This window comes from Pseudomonas sp. CM27 (genome assembly GCF_013179515.1).
In the GTDB taxonomy this organism is placed as follows: domain Bacteria; phylum Pseudomonadota; class Gammaproteobacteria; order Pseudomonadales; family Pseudomonadaceae; genus Aquipseudomonas.
In genome coordinates this window covers 1-19,245 of record NZ_JABMCN010000102.1, presented here as the reverse complement: position 1 = coordinate 19,245, position 19,245 = coordinate 1, and the positions used below count along the sequence as shown (strand labels likewise).

Here is a 19,245-nt window from a genome sequence, read left to right as displayed (position 1 = left end):
CATCTTGTTCAGCGACAGTTTGTAGGCGCTGATGGTCTCGCCCAGTTCACCCAGCAGCTTGATGTTCTCGGCACTTTTGAAGGTGCTGGCCAGGTACGCCTGCTGCTTGCCAAAGGCGTCCAGCTTGGCCTGGGTATTGGCTGCTGCGCTGTCGTCGCCGTTGGCGATCATGTACTGCAGGCGCGCAATGCGCAGGTCGGTGAGGTCCTTGTTGAGCTGGCCGATGTCGCCCATCCAGTTGCTGCGGTCGATCAGGCTGCCCAGGCTGGTCCAGCCGGTCAGGGCCAGCAGGCCGGTAAGGATCAGTACCAGGCCGAAGCCCAGGCCGAGTTTGAGGTTGACGCTGATGTTGGCGAACCAGCTGTTCATGCACGCTCTCCAGAAGTTGTTTTCGCTCGCTTGATCTTCGATCGCCAGGCGTTGTTGTTCTGGATGCCCGCTGACTCGTGCGGGGGTTATCGGCAGTGAAGGGGGAAGCTGAAACGCTTTTTCAGCTGATTTGTAACTGGATGCATTGAGGCCGCAGAGCGGCCCCTATGCAGGTCAAAGGTTGCGTGCACTGAAGGTATCGCAGCTGTTCACCTCACCCTGGGCGAACCCGGCCTTGAACCAGCGCACGCGCTGCGCCGAGGTGCCATGGGTAAAGGAGTCCGGTACCACGCGCCCGCGGCCTTGCTGCTGCAGGCGGTCATCGCCGATGGCATTGGCGGCGTTCAGCGCTTCCTCGACGTCACCCGGCTCCAGCCAGTTCAGCCGCTTCTGCGCCTGATAGGCCCACACCCCGGCCAGGCAGTCGGCCTGCAGCTCCTGGCGTACCAACAGGCCATTGTCGCCTTCCATACGCTGGCCGTTGCGGCGTGCGGCGTCCACCTTGGCCGAAACACCCAGCAGGGTCTGCACGTGGTGGCCGATTTCGTGGGCGATCACATAGGCCTGGGCGAAGTCGCCAGCAGCGGCGAAGCGGGTTTCCATTTCGCGGAAGAACGACATGTCCAGGTATACACGCTGGTCCGCCGGGCAGTAGAACGGCCCGACCGCCGCCGAGGCAAACCCACAGGCCGAATTGACCTGGCCGCTGAACAGCACCAGCTTGGGGTCACGGTACTGTTTGCCGGCTTCGGCGAACAAGGCCTTCCAGGTGTCTTCGGTGTCGCCCAGCACAGAGGCGACAAATTCGGCCTGCTGGTCATTGGCCGGTGGCGCCTTGCCGCCCGCACCGCTGGGTGCCGTCTGCTGTTGCTGCTGTTCCATCTGGCCGGTGAGCTGGCCGAGGATCTGCAACGGGTCCTGCCCGGTAAGCCAGCCGATGCCGACAATCAGCAGAATCGCCCCCAGCCCCAGGCCCTTGCCGCCGCCAAAACGCATGCCGCCGCCACCGCCGCCTTCGCCCCGGGCATCGACCACGTTGTCGCTGCGTCGGCCTTTTCGCCATTCCATGAGTGCTCTCCCGAGCGTGAAACAAGAAGACAAAGATTAGTTCACTACGGCGACAGGTGTCAGGCAAAGGTGTTAATCCATAACCATCTGGTTATGTTTTGAATGCCTGATTTCAATATTCATCGCGCGCGACTTGTCCGAAACTGCAAGTCCGCCTGCCACGCCCAGGCGTTTACATAATTCCAAGAGAGGAAACCGGCATGCCTGCCCAGGACAACAGCCGCTTCGTGATCCGTGATCGCAACTGGCACCCGAAAGCCCTGACGCCTGATTACAAGACGTCCATTGCCCGTTCACCGCGCCAGGCACTGGTCAGTATTCCGCAGTCGATCAGTGAAACCACTGGCCCGGACTTTTCCCATTTGCGCTTTGGCGCCCACGACCATGACCTGCTGCTGAACTTTGACAACGGTGGCCTGCCGATCGGCGAGCGCATCATCGTCGCCGGCCGCGTCGTCGACCAGTACGGCAAGCCTGTGCCGAACACCCTGGTGGAAATGTGGCAGGCCAACGCCGGCGGCCGCTATCGCCACAAGAACGACCGCTACCTGGCACCGCTGGACCCGAACTTCGGCGGTGTTGGCCGTTGCCTGACCGACCAGGACGGCTACTACAGCTTCCGCACCATCAAGCCCGGCCCGTACCCATGGCGCAACGGCCCGAACGACTGGCGCCCGGCGCACATCCACTTCGGCATCAGCGGCCCGTCGATTGCCACCAAGCTGATCACCCAGCTGTACTTCGAGGGTGACCCGCTGATCCCGATGTGCCCCATCGTCAAGTCGATCGCCAACCCGCAAGCCGTGCAGCAGTTGATCGCCAAGCTCGACATGAGCAATGCCAACCCGATGGACTGCCTGGCCTACCGCTTCGACATCGTGCTGCGCGGCCAGCGCAAGACCCACTTCGAAAACTGCTGAGGAAACCGTCATGCCAATCGAACTGCTGCCGGAAACCCCTTCGCAGACCGCCGGCCCCTACGTGCACATCGGCCTGGCCCTGGAAGCGGCCGGCAACCCGACCCGTGATCAGGAAATCTGGAACCGCCTGGCCAAACCAGAGGCACCAGGCGAGCACATCCTGCTGATCGGGCATGTGTACGACGGTAATGGCCACCTGGTACGCGACTCGTTCCTGGAAGTGTGGCAGGCCGACGCCAACGGCGACTACCAGGACGCGTACAACCTGGAAAACGCCTTCAACAGCTTCGGCCGCACGGCTACCACCTTCGATGCTGGCGAGTGGACCATGCAAACGGTCAAGCCGGGTGTGGTGAACAATGCTGCCGGCGTGCCGATGGCGCCGCACATCAACATCAGCCTGTTTGCCCGGGGCATCAACATTCACCTGCACACGCGCCTGTATTTCGATGACGAGGCGGCGGCCAATGCCAAATGCCCGGTGTTGAACCTGATCGAGCAGCCGCAGCGGCGTGAGACGTTGATCGCGAAGCGTTGCGAGGTGGACGGGAAGACGGCGTATCGCTTCGATATCCGTATTCAGGGGGAAGGGGAGACGGTGTTCTTCGACTTCTGAGTCAATGTTTGGGGCCGCTTTGCGGCCCATCGCCGGCAAGCCAGCTCCTACACCGACCGCGCCGCCCTCAAGGCCTGTGCAGTATCTGTGGGAGCTGGCTTGCCGGCGATGCATCGGTCAGCGCCGAACCAGCAGGACCCCGCTTTCCATATGATGGGTATAGGGGAACTGGTCAAACACCGCACAACGCTCGATGCGGTGCGTGTCCTGCAACTGGGCAATGTTCGCCGCCAGCGTCTCCGGGTTGCACGAGATGTACAAAATGCGCTCGAACCGGCGGGTCAGCTCGCAAGTGTCCGGGTCCATCCCGGCCCGAGGCGGGTCGACGAACACCGTGCCGAACTCATAGCTTTTCAGGTCGATGCCTTCCAGGCGACGGAACGGCCGCACCTCATTCAGCGCCTGGGTCAGTTCCTCTGCCGACAACCGTACCAGCCGTACGTTATCCACAGCGTTCTCGTCGAGGTTGCTCAGCGCGGCATTGACCGAGGTCTTGCTGATCTCGGTAGCCAGCACCTGGCGCACGCGGGTCGCCAGCGGCAGGGTGAAGTTGCCGTTGCCGCAGTACAGCTCCAGCAGGTCGTCCTCACGCTCGCCAATGGCCTCGAAGGCCCAGCTCAGCATCTTCTGGTTCACTGCGCCGTTGGGCTGGGTGAACGCGCCCTCCGGCTGGCGGTAGCTGAACACACGCCCGGCCACGTCGAGTTTCTCCACCGCGTAGTCGCGGCCGATCACCAGGCGTTTGCCCTTGGAGCGCCCGATGACACTCACCCCCAGCGCCTCGGCCAACTGCCGTGCCGCCACTTCCCAGGCTTCGTCCAGCGGGCGGTGGTAGCACAGGGTGACCATGGCATCGCCAGCCAGGGTCGTCAGGAACTCCACCTGGAACAGGCGATTGCCCAGTTCTTCGCTGGCCTGCCAGGCCGCCTTCAGGCGCGGCATCAACTGGTTGATGCGCTGGCTGGCGATGGGGAAGTCGTCGATCAGGATCGCCTTGTGTTTATCGCCCGGGGCGAACATGGCGTAATGGCGCTGGCCGTCTTCGCGCCACAGGCGGAACTCGGCGCGCAGGCGGTAATGTTCGCGCGGCGAGTCGAAAACAGCCGGCTCCGGTGCGCCGAACGGCGCCAGCAGCTCGCGCAGCCGGGCTACCTTGGCATCCAGCTGGGTGGCGTAGGAGGAGGGGTCGAAAGCAGCACTCATGCGTTGAACCAGCCCAGCTTGATGACGAACAGGATGGAAAGGATCACCAGCGCCGGGTTCAGGTCGCGGTGGCGGCCCGAGATCAGCTTGACGGCGGTCCAGGAAATGAAGCCGAAAGCGATGCCGTTGGCGATCGAGTAGGTCAGCGGCATGGCCAGGGCGGTTACCACCACCGGCGCGGCTTCGGTGACGTCGTCCCAGTTTATTTCCGCCAGGCCCGAAGCCATCAGCACTGCGACGAACAGCAGCGCCGGGGCGGTGGCGAAGGCCGGCACGCTACCGGCCAGCGGGGCGAAGAACAGTGCCAGCAGGAACAATACCGCCACCACGATGGCAGTGAGGCCGGTGCGGCCACCGGCGCTCACGCCTGCCGCAGACTCAATGTAGCTGGTGGTGGTCGAGGTGCCCAGCAACGAGCCGGCCATGGCTGCGGTGCTGTCGGCAATCAGGGCGCGGCCCATCTTCGGCATGTGGCCGTCCTTGCCCATCAGGCCGGCGCGCTTGGCCACGCCGATCAGGGTACCGGAGTTGTCGAACAGGTCGACGAACAGGAAGGCGAAGATCACGCTGACCAGGCCCACGTCCAGCGCGCCGGCAATATCCAGCTGCAGGAAGGTGGGGGCCAGCGATGGCGGCATGGAGACAACACCGGCGAACGGCGTCACGCCCATCACGATCGAGGCGATGGTCACCGCCAGGATGCCGATCAGCACCGCGCCACGCACTTTCAGCGACTCCAGGCCGACGATCAGGAAGAAGCCCAGGGTGGCGAGGATAGGCGCTGGCTGCTTGAGGTCGCCCAGGCCCACCAGGGTAGCCGGGTTATCGACGACGATACCGGCATTGTGCAGCGCGATCAGCGCCAGGAACAGGCCGATGCCGGCAGCGATCGCCGAGCGCAGCGGTAGCGGGATGCTGTTCACGATCCATTCGCGGATGCGGAAGATCGACAGCAGGAAGAACATCACCGCCGACAGGAATACCGCGCCCAGCGCTACCTGCCAGGTGTGGCCCATGTGCAGCACCACGGTGTAGGTGAAGAACGCGTTCAGGCCCATGCCCGGCGCCAGGGCGATCGGGTAGTTGGCGATCAGGCCCATGGTGGTGGAGCCAATGGCCGCTGCCAGGCAGGTGGCGACGAAGATCGCGCCTTTGTCCATGCCGGTCTCGCCGAGAATGCTCGGGTTGACGAACAAGATATAGGCCATGGCCAGGAAGGTGGTGACGCCCGCGAGAATCTCGGTGCGCACATTGGTGTTGTGTGCTCTTAGTTGAAACAGCCTTTCCAGCATGCCCGCTCCCAAGGCGCCCCCGGGCGCCATGAATATATCGACCCCATCAGCAAAGCACAGACCGTACCGGTTGCCGTGGTTTAATCTGGGGCGGAAAAAGCCGCGCATCATACCAGCATGATTGCCAGGCGTTAATGGCGGTAGCGATTCACTGACAAGCTGGGCAGCATTTGAAGGAAGTGGTCATGCAGTTAGTGGACTATGAGCAGTTGAGCGAGCGACAGCGCGATTGCCTCGACACCTTGCAGTTACCCCTCGATCAGCAGTATTACGCAGGGGATATTGCAACCGCGTTGTATAGCCTGCTGAATGCGCGCAGCGACGACACCCGCGGGCTGGTGCTATTGCTGGACGAGATGCCTCGCGTGTTTCTACTGCTTCAGCGTGGTGCGTTCCTCCCCGCGTGGGCCCAGCCAGGTGCCGCAATTGTAAACGCGCTGCAGGTGGACCAGCGTTTTCAGGGGCTTGGCCTGGGCAGTGCATGCATGCGCGCACTCCCCGGACACGTTCGCGCCTTGTGGCCGGATGTCGACCGCCTGCAGTTGTCGGTGCACCCGGACAACCTCGCCGCCCTCGCGCTGTATCGAGCCACAGGCTGGCTGGACAGCGGTAACGGCTACCGTGCCAGGACCGGGTATGAGCGCCAGCTGACCCTCATGCTGTAGCCTCACACCCTGGCTGCGCCAAGCGCCCCGGCGCTTATCCCGCTGGCCTGCTGTGCAATTGGTCGCGTCCCGCCAGTGTGGGGAACAACTTTATCCACACCCCGGTCACCACCAGGGTGCCCACGCCCCCCATCACCACCGCCGGCACTGTGCCAAACCAGTGCGCGGTAACGCCCGATTCGAACTCGCCGAGCTGGTTCGAGGCACCGATGAACAAACCATTGACCGCGCTCACCCGCCCGCGCATTTCATCCGGTGTTTCCAACTGCACGAAGGAACTGCGGATGACCATGCTGATCATGTCTGCCGCGCCCAGCACCACCAGCACCGCGAGCGAAAACCAGAACGAGGTCGACAGGCCAAAGGCAATAGTCGCCACGCCGAATATTCCGACCGCAGTGAACATGGTCCGCCCCACATTCCGTTCGAACGGGAAGCGCGCCAGCCACACCGACATCAGCAACGCGCCTACCGCTGGCGCCGAGCGCAACAGGCCCAGGCCCAGCGGGCCGGTCAGCAGGATGTCCTTGGCAAACACCGGCAGCAGCGCAGTGGCCCCACCCAGCAGTACGGCGAACAGGTCCAGGGAAATGGCGCCGAGAATGTCGGGCCGGCTGCGGATGAAGCGGATGCCGGCCAGCAGTGACTCGATGCTGGCCCGCCCGCGCTGCATGACCTGGCCGCGGGCCTGCAGGCTCAGGGTGAGCACGCAGGCGATGGCGTACAGGGCCACCGTGGGGCCATACACCCAGATGCTGCCAAAGGCATACAGAAAGCCGCCCACCGCCGGCGCCACGATGGTTGCCGACTGGGTGGCCGACGCCGAAGCCGCCACGGCCCGCGGGAACAGCCCGGGCGGCACCACGTTGGGCAATAGCGCCTGGGTAGCCGGCATTTCGAACGAGCGCGTGGCGCCCAGCAGGAAGGCCAGGGCAAAGATCAGCTCGCGGCTGACGTTGTCGGTGGCGCTGCCCACGGCCAGCGCCAGGGCTATCAGCCCCTGCAGGCTCTGGCACAGGGCAGCGATCTTGCGCCGGTCATAGCGGTCGGCGACATGCCCGGTGTGCAGCATGAACAGCACTCGGGGCGCAAACTCGACCAGGCCGACCAGGCCCAGGTCCAGCACGCTGCCGGTCAGCTGGTAGAGGTGCCAGCCAATGGACACGGTGAGCATCTGGAAGCCGCTGGCGGTGAACACGCGGGCCAGCCAGAAGGCCAGGAAAGGACGGTGGTGGCGCAACAACTGCGGTGCGGGATCGGACATCGGAAACCATGGGCCTCGGCGCAGTAGAGGGGGTGCGCAGCGTATCATCTGTTTGTAACAAACAGTTACTGTTTGCCTGAGTCGGCACCTTTTGACGCGCTTCGGAAGGGGGTGGGACAACCGGTCACGCGGCAAACAACCACACCGCCCGTCAGGCCATTCGGGACTATGCTTCCTAGCATTCGTTGATCTGCATCAACCGTTGCTTTTGCAACGTTCTGTTGACGAATTGGCCTTCGGGCCGGAATCCCTGCGATCGAACAGAACAATTCCAACGCGCCACACTCGACTACCGTGGGGGCAGTGGGCGACCGGGCCACAAGCCCGAACGCCGGATTATCTGAAGAGGAAGCACCATGTTCGGAATAGAGGCCTTAGAGCTCGCCCGAATGCAGTTTGCCTTTACCGTGTCGTTCCACATCCTGTTCCCGGCCATCACCATCGGCCTGGCGAGCTACCTGGCGGTCCTCGAAGGCCTATGGCTGCGGACCCACAACCAGGTCTACCGTGACCTCTATCATTTCTGGTCGAAGATCTTCGCCGTCAACTTCGGCATGGGCGTGGTCTCCGGGCTGGTCATGGCCTACCAGTTCGGTACCAACTGGAGCCGGTTTTCCGACTTCGCCGGTGCTGTCACCGGCCCGCTGCTCACCTACGAAGTCCTGACTGCCTTCTTCCTGGAGGCTGGTTTCCTCGGTGTCATGCTGTTTGGCTGGAACCGCGTCGGCCGTGGCCTGCACTTCTTCTCCACGCTGATGGTGGCGCTTGGCACCTTGGTTTCGACCTTCTGGATCCTGGCTTCCAACAGCTGGATGCAGACCCCGCAAGGCCACGAGATCATCGATGGCCGTGTGGTGCCGGTGGACTGGCTGGCGGTGATCTTCAACCCCTCGTTCCCCTACCGTCTGATGCACATGGCCACTGCCGCATTCGTCTCCACCGCGTTCTTCGTCGGTGCCTCGGCGGCCTGGCACCTGCTGCGCGGGCGTGATAACCCGGCCGTGCGCAAGATGCTGTCGATGGCCATGTGGATGGCGTTGGTGGTCGCCCCTGTCCAGGCGGTGATCGGCGATTTCCACGGCCTCAACACGCTCAAGCACCAACCGGTAAAAATTGCCGCGATCGAAGGCCACTGGGAGAACGTGCCCGGTGAACCGACCCCGCTGATCCTGTTCGGCATCCCCGACATGAAGGCCGAAACCACGCGCTTCAAGGTCGAGATCCCGGCGCTCGGCAGCCTGATCCTGACCCACAGCCTGGACCAGCAGGTCCCGGCCATGAAGGAATTCCCGCCCGAGGACCGGCCCAACTCGACCATTGTGTTCTGGTCGTTCCGGATCATGGTCGGGCTCGGTTTCCTGATGATCTTCGTTGGCCTGTGGAGCCTGTGGCTGCGCAAGCGCGGCACGCTCTACACCTCGCGCCCTTTCCTGCATGTGGCGCTGTGGATGGGGCCTTCCGGGCTGATCGCGTTGCTGGCCGGGTGGTTCACCACCGAAATCGGCCGCCAGCCCTGGGTGGTCTATGGCCTGATGCGCACTGCAGACGGTGTGTCCAACCACAGCTACGCCCAGCTTGGCTTCACCCTGGTGGCCTTCGTGGTGGTCTACTTCGCCCTATTCGGTACCGGCCTTGGCTACATGATGCGGCTGGTGCGCAAAGGGCCGCAGACCGGCGAGGGCGATGAGCCGAACCCCGGTGGCCCTGGCCAGAAACGCACGCCGGCGCGGCCGCTGTCCGCCGCCGATGATGGCCGTGAGGCCAACTCCGCCAGCCTGAGCAAGGGGAACTGAGCCATGGGTATCGACCTTCCGCTGATCTGGGCCGTGATCATCATCTTCGGCGTCATGATGTACGTGGTGATGGACGGTTTCGACCTGGGCATCGGCATGCTCTTCCCGTTCGTCAAGGACGAGCATGACCGCGATGTGATGATGAACACCGTCGCCCCCGTGTGGGACGGCAACGAAACCTGGCTGGTGCTAGGCGGTGCCGGCCTGTTCGGTGCCTTCCCCATGGCCTACTCGGTGGTGCTCGAAGCGTTGTATCTGCCGCTGATCCTGATGCTTATCGGCCTGATCTTCCGCGGTGTGGCCTTCGAGTTCCGCTTCAAGGCCAAGGCTGACAAGCGGCATCTATGGGACAAGGCGTTCATCGGCGGCTCGCTGGTCGCCACCTTTTTCCAGGGTGTGGCCCTGGGCGCCTTCCTGGAGGGCTTCAAGGTGGTCGACCGGCATTTCGCCGGTGGTACCCTCGACTGGCTCACGCCGTTCAGCCTGTTCAGCGGGTTGGGGCTGATCGTTGCCTACACCCTGTTGGGGTGCACCTGGCTGATCATGAAGACCGAAGGGCCGTTGCAGCGCAAGATGCATGACATTGCCCGGCCGCTGGCGCTGGTGCTGCTGGTGGTGATCGGCATCGTCAGCCTGTGGACGCCGATCGCTTATCCGCAGATCGCCGACCGCTGGTTCAGCATGCCTAACCTGCTTTGGTTCATGCCGGTGCCGCTGCTGGTGCTGGTGACCTTCTACGGCTTGCTCAAGGCGGTGGCGCGCAATGCGCACTACACGCCGTTCCTGCTCACCCTGGTGCTGATTTTCCTCGGCTACAGCGGGCTGGGCATCAGCCTGTGGCCGAACATCATCCCGCCGTCGATCTCGATCTGGGAGGCCGCGGCTCCACCGCAAAGTCAGGGCTTCATGCTGGTGGGTACGCTGTTCATCCTGCCGTTCATCCTGGGCTACACGTTCTGGAGCTACTACGTGTTCCGCGGCAAGGTCACCCATGAAGACGGTTATCACTAGGAGTTCCTCATGATGACGGGCAAGCATGGTCTTGAAGAGAAAAAACCGCTGTGGCAGCGGCTGGGCTGGCTGGTGCTGATCTGGGCGTTGAGCGTGGCGGCGCTAGGTGTGGCGGCCTGGGTGATGCGCCTGTTCATGGGGGCTGCGGGGTTGACCACCCATTGAAAGGCGGGGGGGCGCTGTGCGCCCCCTGACGTTTACTTGCGGGCCTTGAGGATCACGAACTTGGGCGTGGCGGCAACCTGCTCCACCCCTCGGAACAACCGCGCCAGCTTGCTGTGATAGCCCAGGTGCCGGTTGCCGACGATATACAGCGCCCCACCCACCACCAGCGCTTCGCGCGCCTGCTGGAACATGCGCCAGGCGAGAAAATCGCCCACCACCTGCTGCTGGTGGAACGGCGGGTTGCACAGCACCACGTCCAGCGACTGTTTTTCCACCCCTGCCAACCCATCGGCTGCCTCGAAGCTTGCCGGGCGCTCGCCCAGCGCGGCTTGCCAGTTCTCGCGCGCCGATTGCACTGCCATGTAAGACTCGTCGACCAGGGTGTACTGGGCGTCCGGGTTGGCCAGGGCACTGGCAATCGCCAGCACGCCGTTGCCACAACCCAGGTCCGCCACCCGCGCACGGCCGAGGTCGCGAGGCAGGTGCGGCAGGAATGCCCGAGTGCCGATATCAAGGCCTTCACGGCAGAACACGTTGGCGTGATTGAGCAGCTCCAGCGCCGGCACGTCAAGGCGGTAGCGGCTAGGGTAGGGAGAGCGTGCGACGGGCCGTTCGGCTACTGTCGCGGCCAGCAAGCGGGCCTTTTTCTCGGCCAGTGAAGCCTGTACCGGGCCGATGTACTTCTCCATCAGGTCGCCAGCGGCGCGTGGCAGGTGCTTGATCATTGCTCCGGCAATTACCTGTGCGCCGGGGGCCAGGTGGCCCTGCAGGCGGATCAGCTGTTCTTCCAGCAGCGCCAGAGTCTTGGGCACGCGCACCAGCACCCGGTCGAACGGGCCTTGCCATTGCTCGCTGGCCGGCACGAACGGCACGCTGTCGAACGCCAGGCCATTGCGTACCAGGTTCTTTTCCAGCGCCAGGTGCGCCAGGTGCGAGTCGCCGCTGCCAACTACCTGCATATGCCCCGCCAGGCTGGCAGCCACGGCGCCAAAGCTGTCATTGAGCACCAGCACCCGGCAGTCAGCCGCAGGCTTCTGCGCGTGCAACTGCGCAAGCAGGTACTCGTCGGCGGCATCGAAGGCCTGTAGCGGGTCGTTGGCCTGCTCCGGCTGGCGGATCAGGTCGAGTGCGGCGTAGGGGGTGGTCAACAGGGGCATGGCGTCTGGCTCGGGTACGAAACTGCCCGTTGCGGTTCGCGCCGGGCTTTGCCGGGCGATTCTACAGGGCTTTGCCCAAGGTCGCAGGATTGCCGGTCAGATCCAGCCGCGCAGGGCGGCGATGGCGATGGCGCCAGCCTTGTTGGCGGCGTTGGTCTTGGTGATAACACTGCGGATGTGGAAGTTGACCGTGCTCTGTGACAGCGACAGGATGCAGGCCACGTCGGCGGCGGTCTTGCCGGCGGCCGACCATCTCAGTACTTCCAGCTCGCGCTCGCTCATTTTAGGTTGTGGCGGGCACAGGGCATTGAGGTGGTGTTCGCCAAGCACCGCATGCAGGGTATGGCAAAGCCACTGCACACTGCCGGCTTTGTCATAGAGCTCATTGATGTCGATATTGACGGCGGGCCTGGCCACGCTGATCTGGCTTTCGTTGTGCTGCAGATCGTGCAAGGACTGCGTCCAGCCATGGCGCAGGCCATGCTTGCAGGCTGCCTCGCGATAATGCGGGGCCTCACTATAGAGCTCGTCGGTCCACAGTACCGGCAGGGTAGAACTGTGGCTCACGTTGGCGGCCGCGTCCTGCTTGTAGAACTCATCGCGCTGATAGTGCTGTATCCACTCGTCCGGGTAGTTGCTGTAAAGGTAGACCCGAGGGGTTTGCGTGGCGATCTGAATGCGAATGTTCAGCCCCAGGTAATCCATGCCAAGGTCCTGCGCCAGATGCACCGCGATATCGAACAGCCTTCGGGGGCTGCGTTCGCTTACAAACGCATGAAGATGCTCGGGTTTCCAGTGCAGCATCTGTAAAACTCCTGGAGGTTGCTGGGCCCAATCCGTTTGGGTACCCGCATGATTGTAGGAAACTACCTACCATATCGCTGGGTTTTTTTTGTTATAGCGATCAGGTTTTTCTGCGACTTCGGCAGGATCGCCCTGGCGGAGGCCCTACAAAGCAATGGTTTTTATCCAGACCGCTTTGGGCGACACTGTGCGCATGTCAACTTTGGAGCCCGTTATGACCGCCAGCGCCGAAAAATTCACCCAGCAGACCCTGCTCGATGTTCAGCCCCTGACGCCGAACCTCTTCAGCCTGCGGGTTACGCGCGATGCCGGGTTCCGCTTCCGTTCCGGCCAGTTTGCCCGGCTGGGCGTGACCAAGGCCGATGGCAGCGTGGTGTGGCGTGCCTATTCCATGGTCAGTGCGCCGCATGACGAGCACCTGGACTTTTTCTCCATCGTGGTGCCAGGGGGGGAGTTCACCAGTGAGTTGAGCCGGCTGGGGGCAGGGGACACCTTGTTGATCGATCGCCAGGCGTTCGGCTTCCTTACCCTCGACCGCTTCGTCGGTGGCCGCGACCTGTGGTTGCTGGCGACCGGTACTGGCATTGCGCCATTTATGTCGATCCTGCAGGACTTCGAGGCCTGGGAGCGCTTTGACAGCATCAAGCTGGTGTACTCGGTGCGTGAAGCGCAAGAACTGGCTTATGTGGCTGAAATTGCCGGGTTGGAGCAGCGCGACTACTTGGCCGAGTTTGCCGGCAAGTTGCAGTTCATTCCGGTGGTGACCCGTGAACAGCACCCGGGGGCATTGAATCAGCGTATTACCACACTGATCGAGAATGGCGAGCTGGAGAAGGCGGCGGGCCTGGCGCTTTCGCCGGAGCATTCTCGGGTGATGCTGTGCGGCAACCCGGAGATGATCGACGAGACGCGCAAGGTGTTGAAGGCGCGTGACCTGCAGTTGAGCCTGAGCAAGCGGCCGGGCCAGGTGGCGGTGGAAAACTACTGGTGATAATGGGGGGCGCTCAGCGCCCCCGGCGGTCTCAAGGCAACCGGTTCTGGTTTTGCGTCTTGAGCAAATCGCGAATTTCGGTCAGCAAGGTTTCTTCAGCGGAGGGCACAGGCGGCGCACTCGGTGCCACGGCCTCTTCACGCTTGAGCCTGTTGATTGCCTTGACCCCCATGAAAATGGCAAAGGCCACGATGACGAAGTCGATCACGGTCTGGATGAACTTGCCATAAGCCAGCACCACCGCCGGGATGTCGCCTTCGGCAGCCTTCAGGGTAATGGCCAGGTCGCTGAAGTCCACGCCACCGATCAGCAGGCCCAGTGGCGGCATGACCACATCACCGACGAAGGACGAGACGATCTTGCCGAAGGCCGCGCCGATGATGATACCGACCGCCATGTCGACGACATTGCCTTTGACCGCGAAGGCCTTGAACTCACTGATCATGCCCATGTTGGGTTCCTTGTAACAAAAGGTAAGGTTAACGCAGTGTAAGCCACTAAAACGCTTCATGCGGTGTTCAGGGCTACTGACTGCGGTTGCAACGAATAGTTTTGTCGCATCCCGAGGCGTTCGAGACACGCTCGGCTCGGCTATGATGGCGGTTTTTTCCAGGAGACCCCACCCATGGCCAAGGCCAAGCGCTTGTATGGCTGCACCGAGTGCGGCGCGACCTTCCCCAAATGGGCCGGCCAGTGCGGCGAATGCGGGGCCTGGAATACCCTGGTCGAGACCATGATCGAAAGCGGTGGTGCCGCTGCGCCCAGTAGCGGCCGTGCCGGCTGGACCGGGCAACAGGCGCAGATCAAGACCCTTGCCGAGGTCAGTGTCGAGGAAATCCCGCGCTTCTCCACCAGCAGTACCGAGCTGGATCGCGTGCTGGGTGGCGGCCTGGTGGATGGCTCGGTGGTGCTGATTGGGGGCGACCCCGGTATCGGCAAGTCGACCATCCTGCTGCAGACATTGTGCAACATCGCCGTGGGCATGCCGGCGCTGTACGTCACCGGTGAGGAGTCGCAACAGCAGGTGGCCATGCGCTCGCGGCGCCTGGGCCTGCCCCAGGACCAGCTCAAGGTGATGACCGAAACCTGCATCGAAACCATCATTGCCACCGCCCGCCAGGAAAAGCCGCGGGTGATGGTGATCGACTCGATCCAGACCATTTTCACCGAACAGTTGCAATCAGCCCCCGGCGGTGTGGCCCAGGTGCGCGAGAGCACGGCGTTGCTGGTGCGCTACGCCAAGCAGAGCGGTACCGCGATTTTCCTGGTCGGTCACGTCACCAAGGAAGGCTCGCTGGCCGGCCCGCGGGTACTTGAGCACATGGTCGACACCGTGCTGTATTTCGAAGGTGAGTCCGATGGCCGCCTGCGCCTGTTGCGCGCGGTGAAGAATCGCTTTGGCGCAGTCAACGAGCTGGGCGTGTTCGGCATGACCGACCGGGGCCTGAAAGAGGTCTCCAACCCGTCGGCGATCTTCCTCAACCGGGCCCAGGAAGAAGTGCCAGGCAGTGTGGTGATGGCAACCTGGGAGGGCACCCGGCCGATGCTGGTGGAGGTGCAGGCGCTGGTCGATGACAGCCACCTGGCCAACCCGCGTCGGGTAACCCTGGGCCTGGACCAGAATCGCCTGGCCATGTTGCTGGCGGTTTTGCACCGTCACGGGGGTATTCCCACCCATGACCAGGACGTGTTCCTCAACGTGGTGGGCGGGGTGAAGGTGCTGGAAACGGCCTCGGACCTGGCGCTGCTGGCGGCGGTGATGTCCAGCTTGCGCAATCGGCCATTGGCCCATGGCCTGCTGGTGTTTGGCGAGATCGGCCTGTCGGGCGAGGTGCGGCCGGTGCCCAGTGGCCAGGAGCGGCTTAAAGAGGCGGCCAAGCATGGTTTCAAGCGGGCCATCGTGCCCAAGGGTAATGCGCCGAAAGATCCGCCGGCAGGGTTGCAGGTTATTGCCGTGACCCGGCTGGAACAGGCGCTGGATGCATTGTTCGAGTGATCCTTGGCCTGTCAGGGCCCTATCGCCGGCAAGCCAGCTCCCACAGGTACTGCACAGGATTCGGAACCTGTGGCGTTCTTGTGGGAGCTGGCTTGCCGGCGATAGGGCCTGACAGGCAAACGAAAAAGGGGCCGACGATGCGCGTCGGCCCCTCCACTTCACCGCTCAGTCAGCGGTCAATGTTCGGCAACCGCCGCACGCCTGACTGTCTCGTTGCCATGCTCGTCCATTTCCAGCATCGGCACTTCATTGCCTTCGGCATCGAACAGCTTGCCATCCTTGAAGTAGTCCCCGTCACGCAGCGCGGAAATGTCCGAATACTGGATGGTGCGCTCGTAGGCTGCAGCGAACACCGACTGGTTTTCCGAGTTGCCGGTGGTGAAGTGGTTGAAGATCAGGTTCAGCAGGATGGCCATGATCGCCGCCGAGCTGATGCCCGAGTGGAAGATGGTCTCGAACCAGTTCGGGAAGTGGTGATAGAAGTTGGGTGCGGCAATCGGGATCATGCCGAAGCCCAGCGAGGCCGCGACGATGATCAGGTTGACGTTGTTCTTGTAGCTGACCTTGGACAGGGTGCGAATACCACTGGCCGCCACGGTGCCGAACAGCACGATGCCGGCGCCGCCCAGTACCGGGGTAGGGACGGCGGCGATGACCCGGCCCATGACTGGCAGCAGGCCGAGCACCACCAGGATCACGCCACCGGTGGCTACCACGTAGCGGCTCTTGACCCCGGTTACGGCGACCAGGCCAACGTTCTGGGCGAATGCGCTCTGGGTGAACGAACCGAAGATCGGCGCCAGGATGCTCGACGCCATGTCGGCGCGCAGACCGTTGCCCAGGCGCTTGGAGTCGACCTTGGTGTCGATGATCTCACCCACGGCGAGTATATCGGCCGAGGTTTCCACCAGGGTCACCATGATCACGATGCACATCGACAGGATCGCGGCAATGTGGAATTCCGGCATGCCGAAGTGGAACGGCGTGGGGAAGGCGAACATCGGCCCTTCGGCAACCTTGCTGAAGTCGGTCATGCCCAGCGCCCAGGCGATCAGGGTGCCGACCACCATGGCCAGCAGGATCGACAGGCGCGAGATGGTCGCGCTGCCCAGCTTGCTCAGCAGCAGCACGATGGCGAAGGTCAGCGCCGCCAGGCCGATGTTGGCCATGCTGCCGAACTCCGGCGAGGCGCTGTTGCCACCCATCACCCAGCGCGCGGCAACCGGCATCAGGGTCAGGCCGATGATGGTGATGACGATACCGGTCACCAGCGGCGGAAAGAACTTGGTGATGCGTGAGAACACCGGGGTGATCAGAAAGCCGATCAGCGAGGCTGCCATGACCGCACCGAGCACGCCCGGCAGACCACCACCGCCTTCGCTGCTGAGGATTGCGCCCATGGTCGCCACACCGGCGAAGGACACGCCCTGCACCAGCGGCAATTGACAGCCGAAGAACGGCAAGCCGAGGGTTTGCAGCAGGGTGGCCAGGCCACCGGCAAACAGCGAAGCGGCGATCAGCATGCCGATTTCGGCGCCATTCAGGCCTGCGGCCTGCCCCAGGATCAGGGGCACCGCGACGATCCCGCCATACATGGTCAGCACATGCTGCAGACCATAGGCCAGGTTGGCTCCAAGGCCGAGGTTTTCATCCTCGGGGCGCGGGGCGGGAGACGTGCTAGGGGACGTAGTCATGGAGCAGGCTCTCTGTTTATTTTTGTGTTGCTACTGTAGACACTTCCTACAAATGATTGCCACAAGAATTGTATACAATATTTTGATCGGAGCGCGCACAAGGCGGCGCTCCAGACGTGCGAGAACCCAATGCAGAAGGCGTACCAACTCATCAAATGCTGTACTAGAGGGGTGTGTACAAAGCATTGCTACCCAGGCTTAAAGCTGTCTGGGTAGACAGGAAACACAAGGCGGGGAGGCTATTAGCTAGCTAAGAGATTTCATTCGATCAGTTCGCGCAGCTCACGCATCATTTCGGTGCTGTCAGCCACGTTCAATTCCACAAGACGGTGCAGGTGGGTCAGCGATTCGATGTCGATGTAGAGGCAGATGAAGCCCAGGCGCGTAGCTTCTTCATGGCGCAGTTCCACCTGCATCTGCACGCGGGTGTCGAGGGCGAGGTGGATGACTGCGTCGAAATCCTGAGTCAGGTCGGCGTCCCAATGGGCGGGTCGCTCGACCAGCAAGCCTTTGAGTGAAAGGTCCAGCAGTTTCACCGGCCAGCGGCGATCGCCCTGGCGCAGCTCGGTAGGGGCGTCGAAGTCAATACGCTGGAAACGGCGGCGGTCGTCGGCAGAAGTGGTCATGGCGGGCCCCTCGTCAGTTGCACTGACTATAGACCAGCCATGACCGTTTCTGCCTTGCCGCAGGCGAGCGCAAGCTACTTGCCGGAAACGATGTTCACGTCGCTGCAGTTGTAGAAACCTTCGCCTGCGGAGTCTTCGCGCTGCCAACGTGTATAGATGACACGTCGACCGGTATTTTCCTTGAGATCGACCTGCATCTCGTAGTGGCCGTTGACGGGCTGGACATTACCTTCTTCGTGGACGAGTTCAAGATCATCCCACTTCAACACCTGCGTTGTCGGATCGTAACCGGGTTTGGAGACATAGAACTGCCAGAAACTTGGATTGTGCGGTGCCATGATCTTGAAGCGGAAGTCTGCTTTATTGTCAGCGCCTTTCACGAGTTCATAGGGTGTCCAGTTGGCAGGTTGGTCGAGGCCGCTCTTGTCGTTCACCAAGGTTGTGACACCGATACCTCCTTTCAACACGCTCTTGATGCGAGTCAGCAGAGCAGTGACCGTAATCTTGTCCGGGGCATTGCCTGCCGAGCACAGCTGTCCGTCTGGAATCGCCGCTTTAACAGCTTCCATGTTGTTGTAGTCCATCACGTTCTTCGAAGTTTCGTGCCATTGATTAAACTGATAGGCGGCCTGGACTGCATCACTGTCATATTTCTTGAATACATGTTGGTAGGCGGCGCGGCAGCCATCGCCCTTGATCTTTGAGCCATCCTCAGGCCAGTAGTAGTCCTGGGCCTTGTAGCAGGCATACTGTCGGGCGATGGGCACTTCCATCGCACCGTGTTGCGGCTGAGGCTGAGCAGCATTTGCCTGTAAGCTTGCACCAGCAACCAGGCAGGCGAGGCTGGTTTGCAGATACTGTTTCATGGAAACATCCTTGATCAGTTGGGAAACATGAAAATGTTCCTGCACGCAGATGCTGACAACTGGCAAAACTATCAGGTCGAACTCAAGAAACTCACTGTTGCCGCTCTAGCGCGAGCGTTGGCGCCTGCCCCCGATCGCAATTCGATATGGTAAAGCAGCCAAGCAGGCCCTAGACTCAAGGAGCTGTCTATTCCAACCACTTAGCTGGAAGCATGCCATGAACAACAATAACAGCCTGCTACGCCACATCCCGTGGCTGGCGCTGGCGGTCATAGGAGCCTGCGCGCTGGGTGTTGTCGCCCTGCGTCGTGGTGAAGCGATCAATGCCTTGTGGATCGTGGTCGCTTCGGTGGCCATCTACCTGGTCGCCTACCGTTACTACAGCCTGTTCATCGCCACCAAGGTGATGCAACTCGACCCTCGCCGAGCCACCCCAGCGGTGCTCAACAACGATGGCCTGGACTACGTTCCGACCAACAAGCACATCCTCTTCGGTCACCACTTCGCCGCCATCGCGGGCGCCGGCCCGCTGGTCGGCCCGGTGCTTGCCGCGCAGATGGGCTACCTGCCCGGCACGTTGTGGCTGATTGCCGGTGTGGTACTGGCCGGTGCGGTGCAGGACTTCATGGTCCTGTTCCTGTCTACCCGCCGCAATGGCCGCTCGCTGGGCGACATGGTGCGCGAGGAGATGGGCCGCATTCCCGGCACCATCGCCTTGTTCGGCTGCTTCCTGATCATGATCATC

The 19,245-nt window shown here is 62.4% G+C and carries 20 protein-coding genes; 9 read left to right on the top strand and 11 right to left on the bottom strand.

Translation table 11 applies throughout. The features are described from left to right. Together HP547_RS14495 and HP547_RS14490 are read right to left on the bottom strand one after the other, a co-directional pair. The coding region (locus HP547_RS14495; protein WP_172286663.1) for a methyl-accepting chemotaxis protein at window positions 1–369 on the bottom strand (369 nt) is incomplete at its 3' end. A gap of 174 nt (window positions 370–543) precedes the next feature. Continuing rightward, on the bottom strand, window positions 544–1,437 hold the full coding sequence (locus HP547_RS14490) for a neutral zinc metallopeptidase (protein WP_172286662.1): 894 nt from the start codon (window positions 1,435–1,437) through the stop codon (window positions 544–546). A 200-nt stretch (window positions 1,438–1,637) separates the two neighbouring features. Between HP547_RS14490 and pcaH the strand changes: the two genes are divergently transcribed. Together pcaH and pcaG are read left to right on the top strand one after the other, a co-directional pair. Further along, complete coding sequence (gene pcaH / locus HP547_RS14485; RefSeq protein ID WP_172232345.1) at window positions 1,638–2,357, top strand: protocatechuate 3,4-dioxygenase subunit beta; 720 nt, start codon at window positions 1,638–1,640, stop codon at window positions 2,355–2,357. A 10-nt stretch (window positions 2,358–2,367) separates the two neighbouring features. Then, entirely contained in the window at window positions 2,368–2,973 is a 606-nt protein-coding gene (gene pcaG / locus HP547_RS14480) for a protocatechuate 3,4-dioxygenase subunit alpha (RefSeq protein ID WP_172232348.1), read from the top strand. Between the two features lie 117 nt (window positions 2,974–3,090). Here the strand turns inward: pcaG and trmA are convergent, their stop codons facing one another. Both trmA and HP547_RS14470 read right to left on the bottom strand, forming a co-directional pair. Beyond that, entirely contained in the window at window positions 3,091–4,176 is a 1,086-nt protein-coding gene (trmA, locus tag HP547_RS14475; protein WP_172232350.1) for a tRNA (uridine(54)-C5)-methyltransferase TrmA, read from the bottom strand. After that, complete coding sequence (locus HP547_RS14470; RefSeq protein ID WP_172286661.1) at window positions 4,173–5,468, bottom strand: NCS2 family permease; 1,296 nt, start codon at window positions 5,466–5,468, stop codon at window positions 4,173–4,175. The genes trmA and HP547_RS14470 overlap by 4 nt, the downstream gene beginning before the upstream one ends. Before the next feature lie 185 nt (window positions 5,469–5,653). On the opposite strand from HP547_RS14470, the gene HP547_RS14465 reads away from it, so the two are divergent. Continuing rightward, a complete protein-coding gene (locus tag HP547_RS14465; RefSeq protein ID WP_172223964.1) occupies window positions 5,654–6,133 on the top strand; it encodes an N-acetyltransferase in 480 nt (159 codons plus the stop codon). A gap of 34 nt (window positions 6,134–6,167) precedes the next feature. On the opposite strand, the gene HP547_RS14460 is transcribed toward HP547_RS14465, so the two are convergent. Beyond that, the gene (locus tag HP547_RS14460) at window positions 6,168–7,397 is read right to left on the bottom strand and encodes an MFS transporter (RefSeq protein WP_172286660.1); all 1,230 of its coding nucleotides are present in this window, start codon (window positions 7,395–7,397) and stop codon (window positions 6,168–6,170) included. A gap of 356 nt (window positions 7,398–7,753) precedes the next feature. On the opposite strand from HP547_RS14460, the gene HP547_RS14455 reads away from it, so the two are divergent. The 3 genes from HP547_RS14455 to HP547_RS14445 are packed head-to-tail and all read left to right on the top strand — an operon-like array spanning window position 7,754 to window position 10,366. After that, window positions 7,754–9,190, top strand: coding sequence for a cytochrome ubiquinol oxidase subunit I (locus tag HP547_RS14455; RefSeq protein ID WP_172223969.1), 1,437 nt, complete (start codon window positions 7,754–7,756; stop codon window positions 9,188–9,190). Window positions 9,191–9,193: 3 nt separating this feature from the next. Beyond that, the gene (cydB, locus tag HP547_RS14450; protein ID WP_172223972.1) at window positions 9,194–10,201 is read left to right on the top strand and encodes a cytochrome d ubiquinol oxidase subunit II; all 1,008 of its coding nucleotides are present in this window, start codon (window positions 9,194–9,196) and stop codon (window positions 10,199–10,201) included. A 9-nt stretch (window positions 10,202–10,210) separates the two neighbouring features. After that, complete coding sequence (locus HP547_RS14445; RefSeq protein WP_009682264.1) at window positions 10,211–10,366, top strand: DUF2474 domain-containing protein; 156 nt, start codon at window positions 10,211–10,213, stop codon at window positions 10,364–10,366. 32 nt (window positions 10,367–10,398) lie between these two features. On the opposite strand, the gene HP547_RS14440 is transcribed toward HP547_RS14445, so the two are convergent. Further along, window positions 10,399–11,523: a methyltransferase gene (locus tag HP547_RS14440; RefSeq protein ID WP_172286659.1), complete on the bottom strand. Its 1,125-nt coding sequence runs from the start codon at window positions 11,521–11,523 to the stop codon at window positions 10,399–10,401. A 96-nt stretch (window positions 11,524–11,619) separates the two neighbouring features. Then, entirely contained in the window at window positions 11,620–12,327 is a 708-nt protein-coding gene (locus HP547_RS14435) for an autoinducer binding domain-containing protein (RefSeq protein ID WP_172286658.1), read from the bottom strand. A 214-nt stretch (window positions 12,328–12,541) separates the two neighbouring features. Here HP547_RS14435 and HP547_RS14430 point away from each other — a divergent pair, with 214 nt between their 5' ends. Further along, window positions 12,542–13,318, top strand: coding sequence for a ferredoxin--NADP reductase (locus HP547_RS14430; protein WP_172286657.1), 777 nt, complete (start codon window positions 12,542–12,544; stop codon window positions 13,316–13,318). Between the two features lie 31 nt (window positions 13,319–13,349). Here HP547_RS14430 and mscL read toward each other — a convergent pair whose 3' ends face one another. Further along, window positions 13,350–13,769 (bottom strand): large-conductance mechanosensitive channel protein MscL, encoded by a 420-nt coding sequence (gene mscL, locus HP547_RS14425; RefSeq protein ID WP_027595230.1) that lies wholly within the window; start codon window positions 13,767–13,769, stop codon window positions 13,350–13,352. 174 nt (window positions 13,770–13,943) lie between these two features. Between mscL and radA the strand changes: the two genes are divergently transcribed. Continuing rightward, complete coding sequence (gene radA / locus HP547_RS14420; RefSeq protein WP_172223987.1) at window positions 13,944–15,314, top strand: DNA repair protein RadA; 1,371 nt, start codon at window positions 13,944–13,946, stop codon at window positions 15,312–15,314. Window positions 15,315–15,490: 176 nt separating this feature from the next. Here radA and HP547_RS14415 read toward each other — a convergent pair whose 3' ends face one another. The 3 genes from HP547_RS14415 to HP547_RS14405 all read right to left on the bottom strand — a co-directional run bounded on the left by HP547_RS14415 (window position 15,491) and on the right by HP547_RS14405 (window position 18,500). Next, window positions 15,491–17,008 (bottom strand): nucleobase:cation symporter-2 family protein, encoded by a 1,518-nt coding sequence (locus HP547_RS14415; protein ID WP_172223992.1) that lies wholly within the window; start codon window positions 17,006–17,008, stop codon window positions 15,491–15,493. 260 nt (window positions 17,009–17,268) lie between these two features. Beyond that, window positions 17,269–17,634: a PilZ domain-containing protein gene (locus HP547_RS14410; RefSeq protein ID WP_172286656.1), complete on the bottom strand. Its 366-nt coding sequence runs from the start codon at window positions 17,632–17,634 to the stop codon at window positions 17,269–17,271. A 74-nt stretch (window positions 17,635–17,708) separates the two neighbouring features. Next, the gene (locus HP547_RS14405; protein WP_172286655.1) at window positions 17,709–18,500 is read right to left on the bottom strand and encodes a lytic polysaccharide monooxygenase; all 792 of its coding nucleotides are present in this window, start codon (window positions 18,498–18,500) and stop codon (window positions 17,709–17,711) included. A 217-nt stretch (window positions 18,501–18,717) separates the two neighbouring features. Here HP547_RS14405 and HP547_RS14400 point away from each other — a divergent pair. Then, window positions 18,718–19,245: carbon starvation CstA family protein (locus HP547_RS14400; protein ID WP_306140392.1), on the top strand; the 528-nt coding region annotated here is incomplete at its 3' end.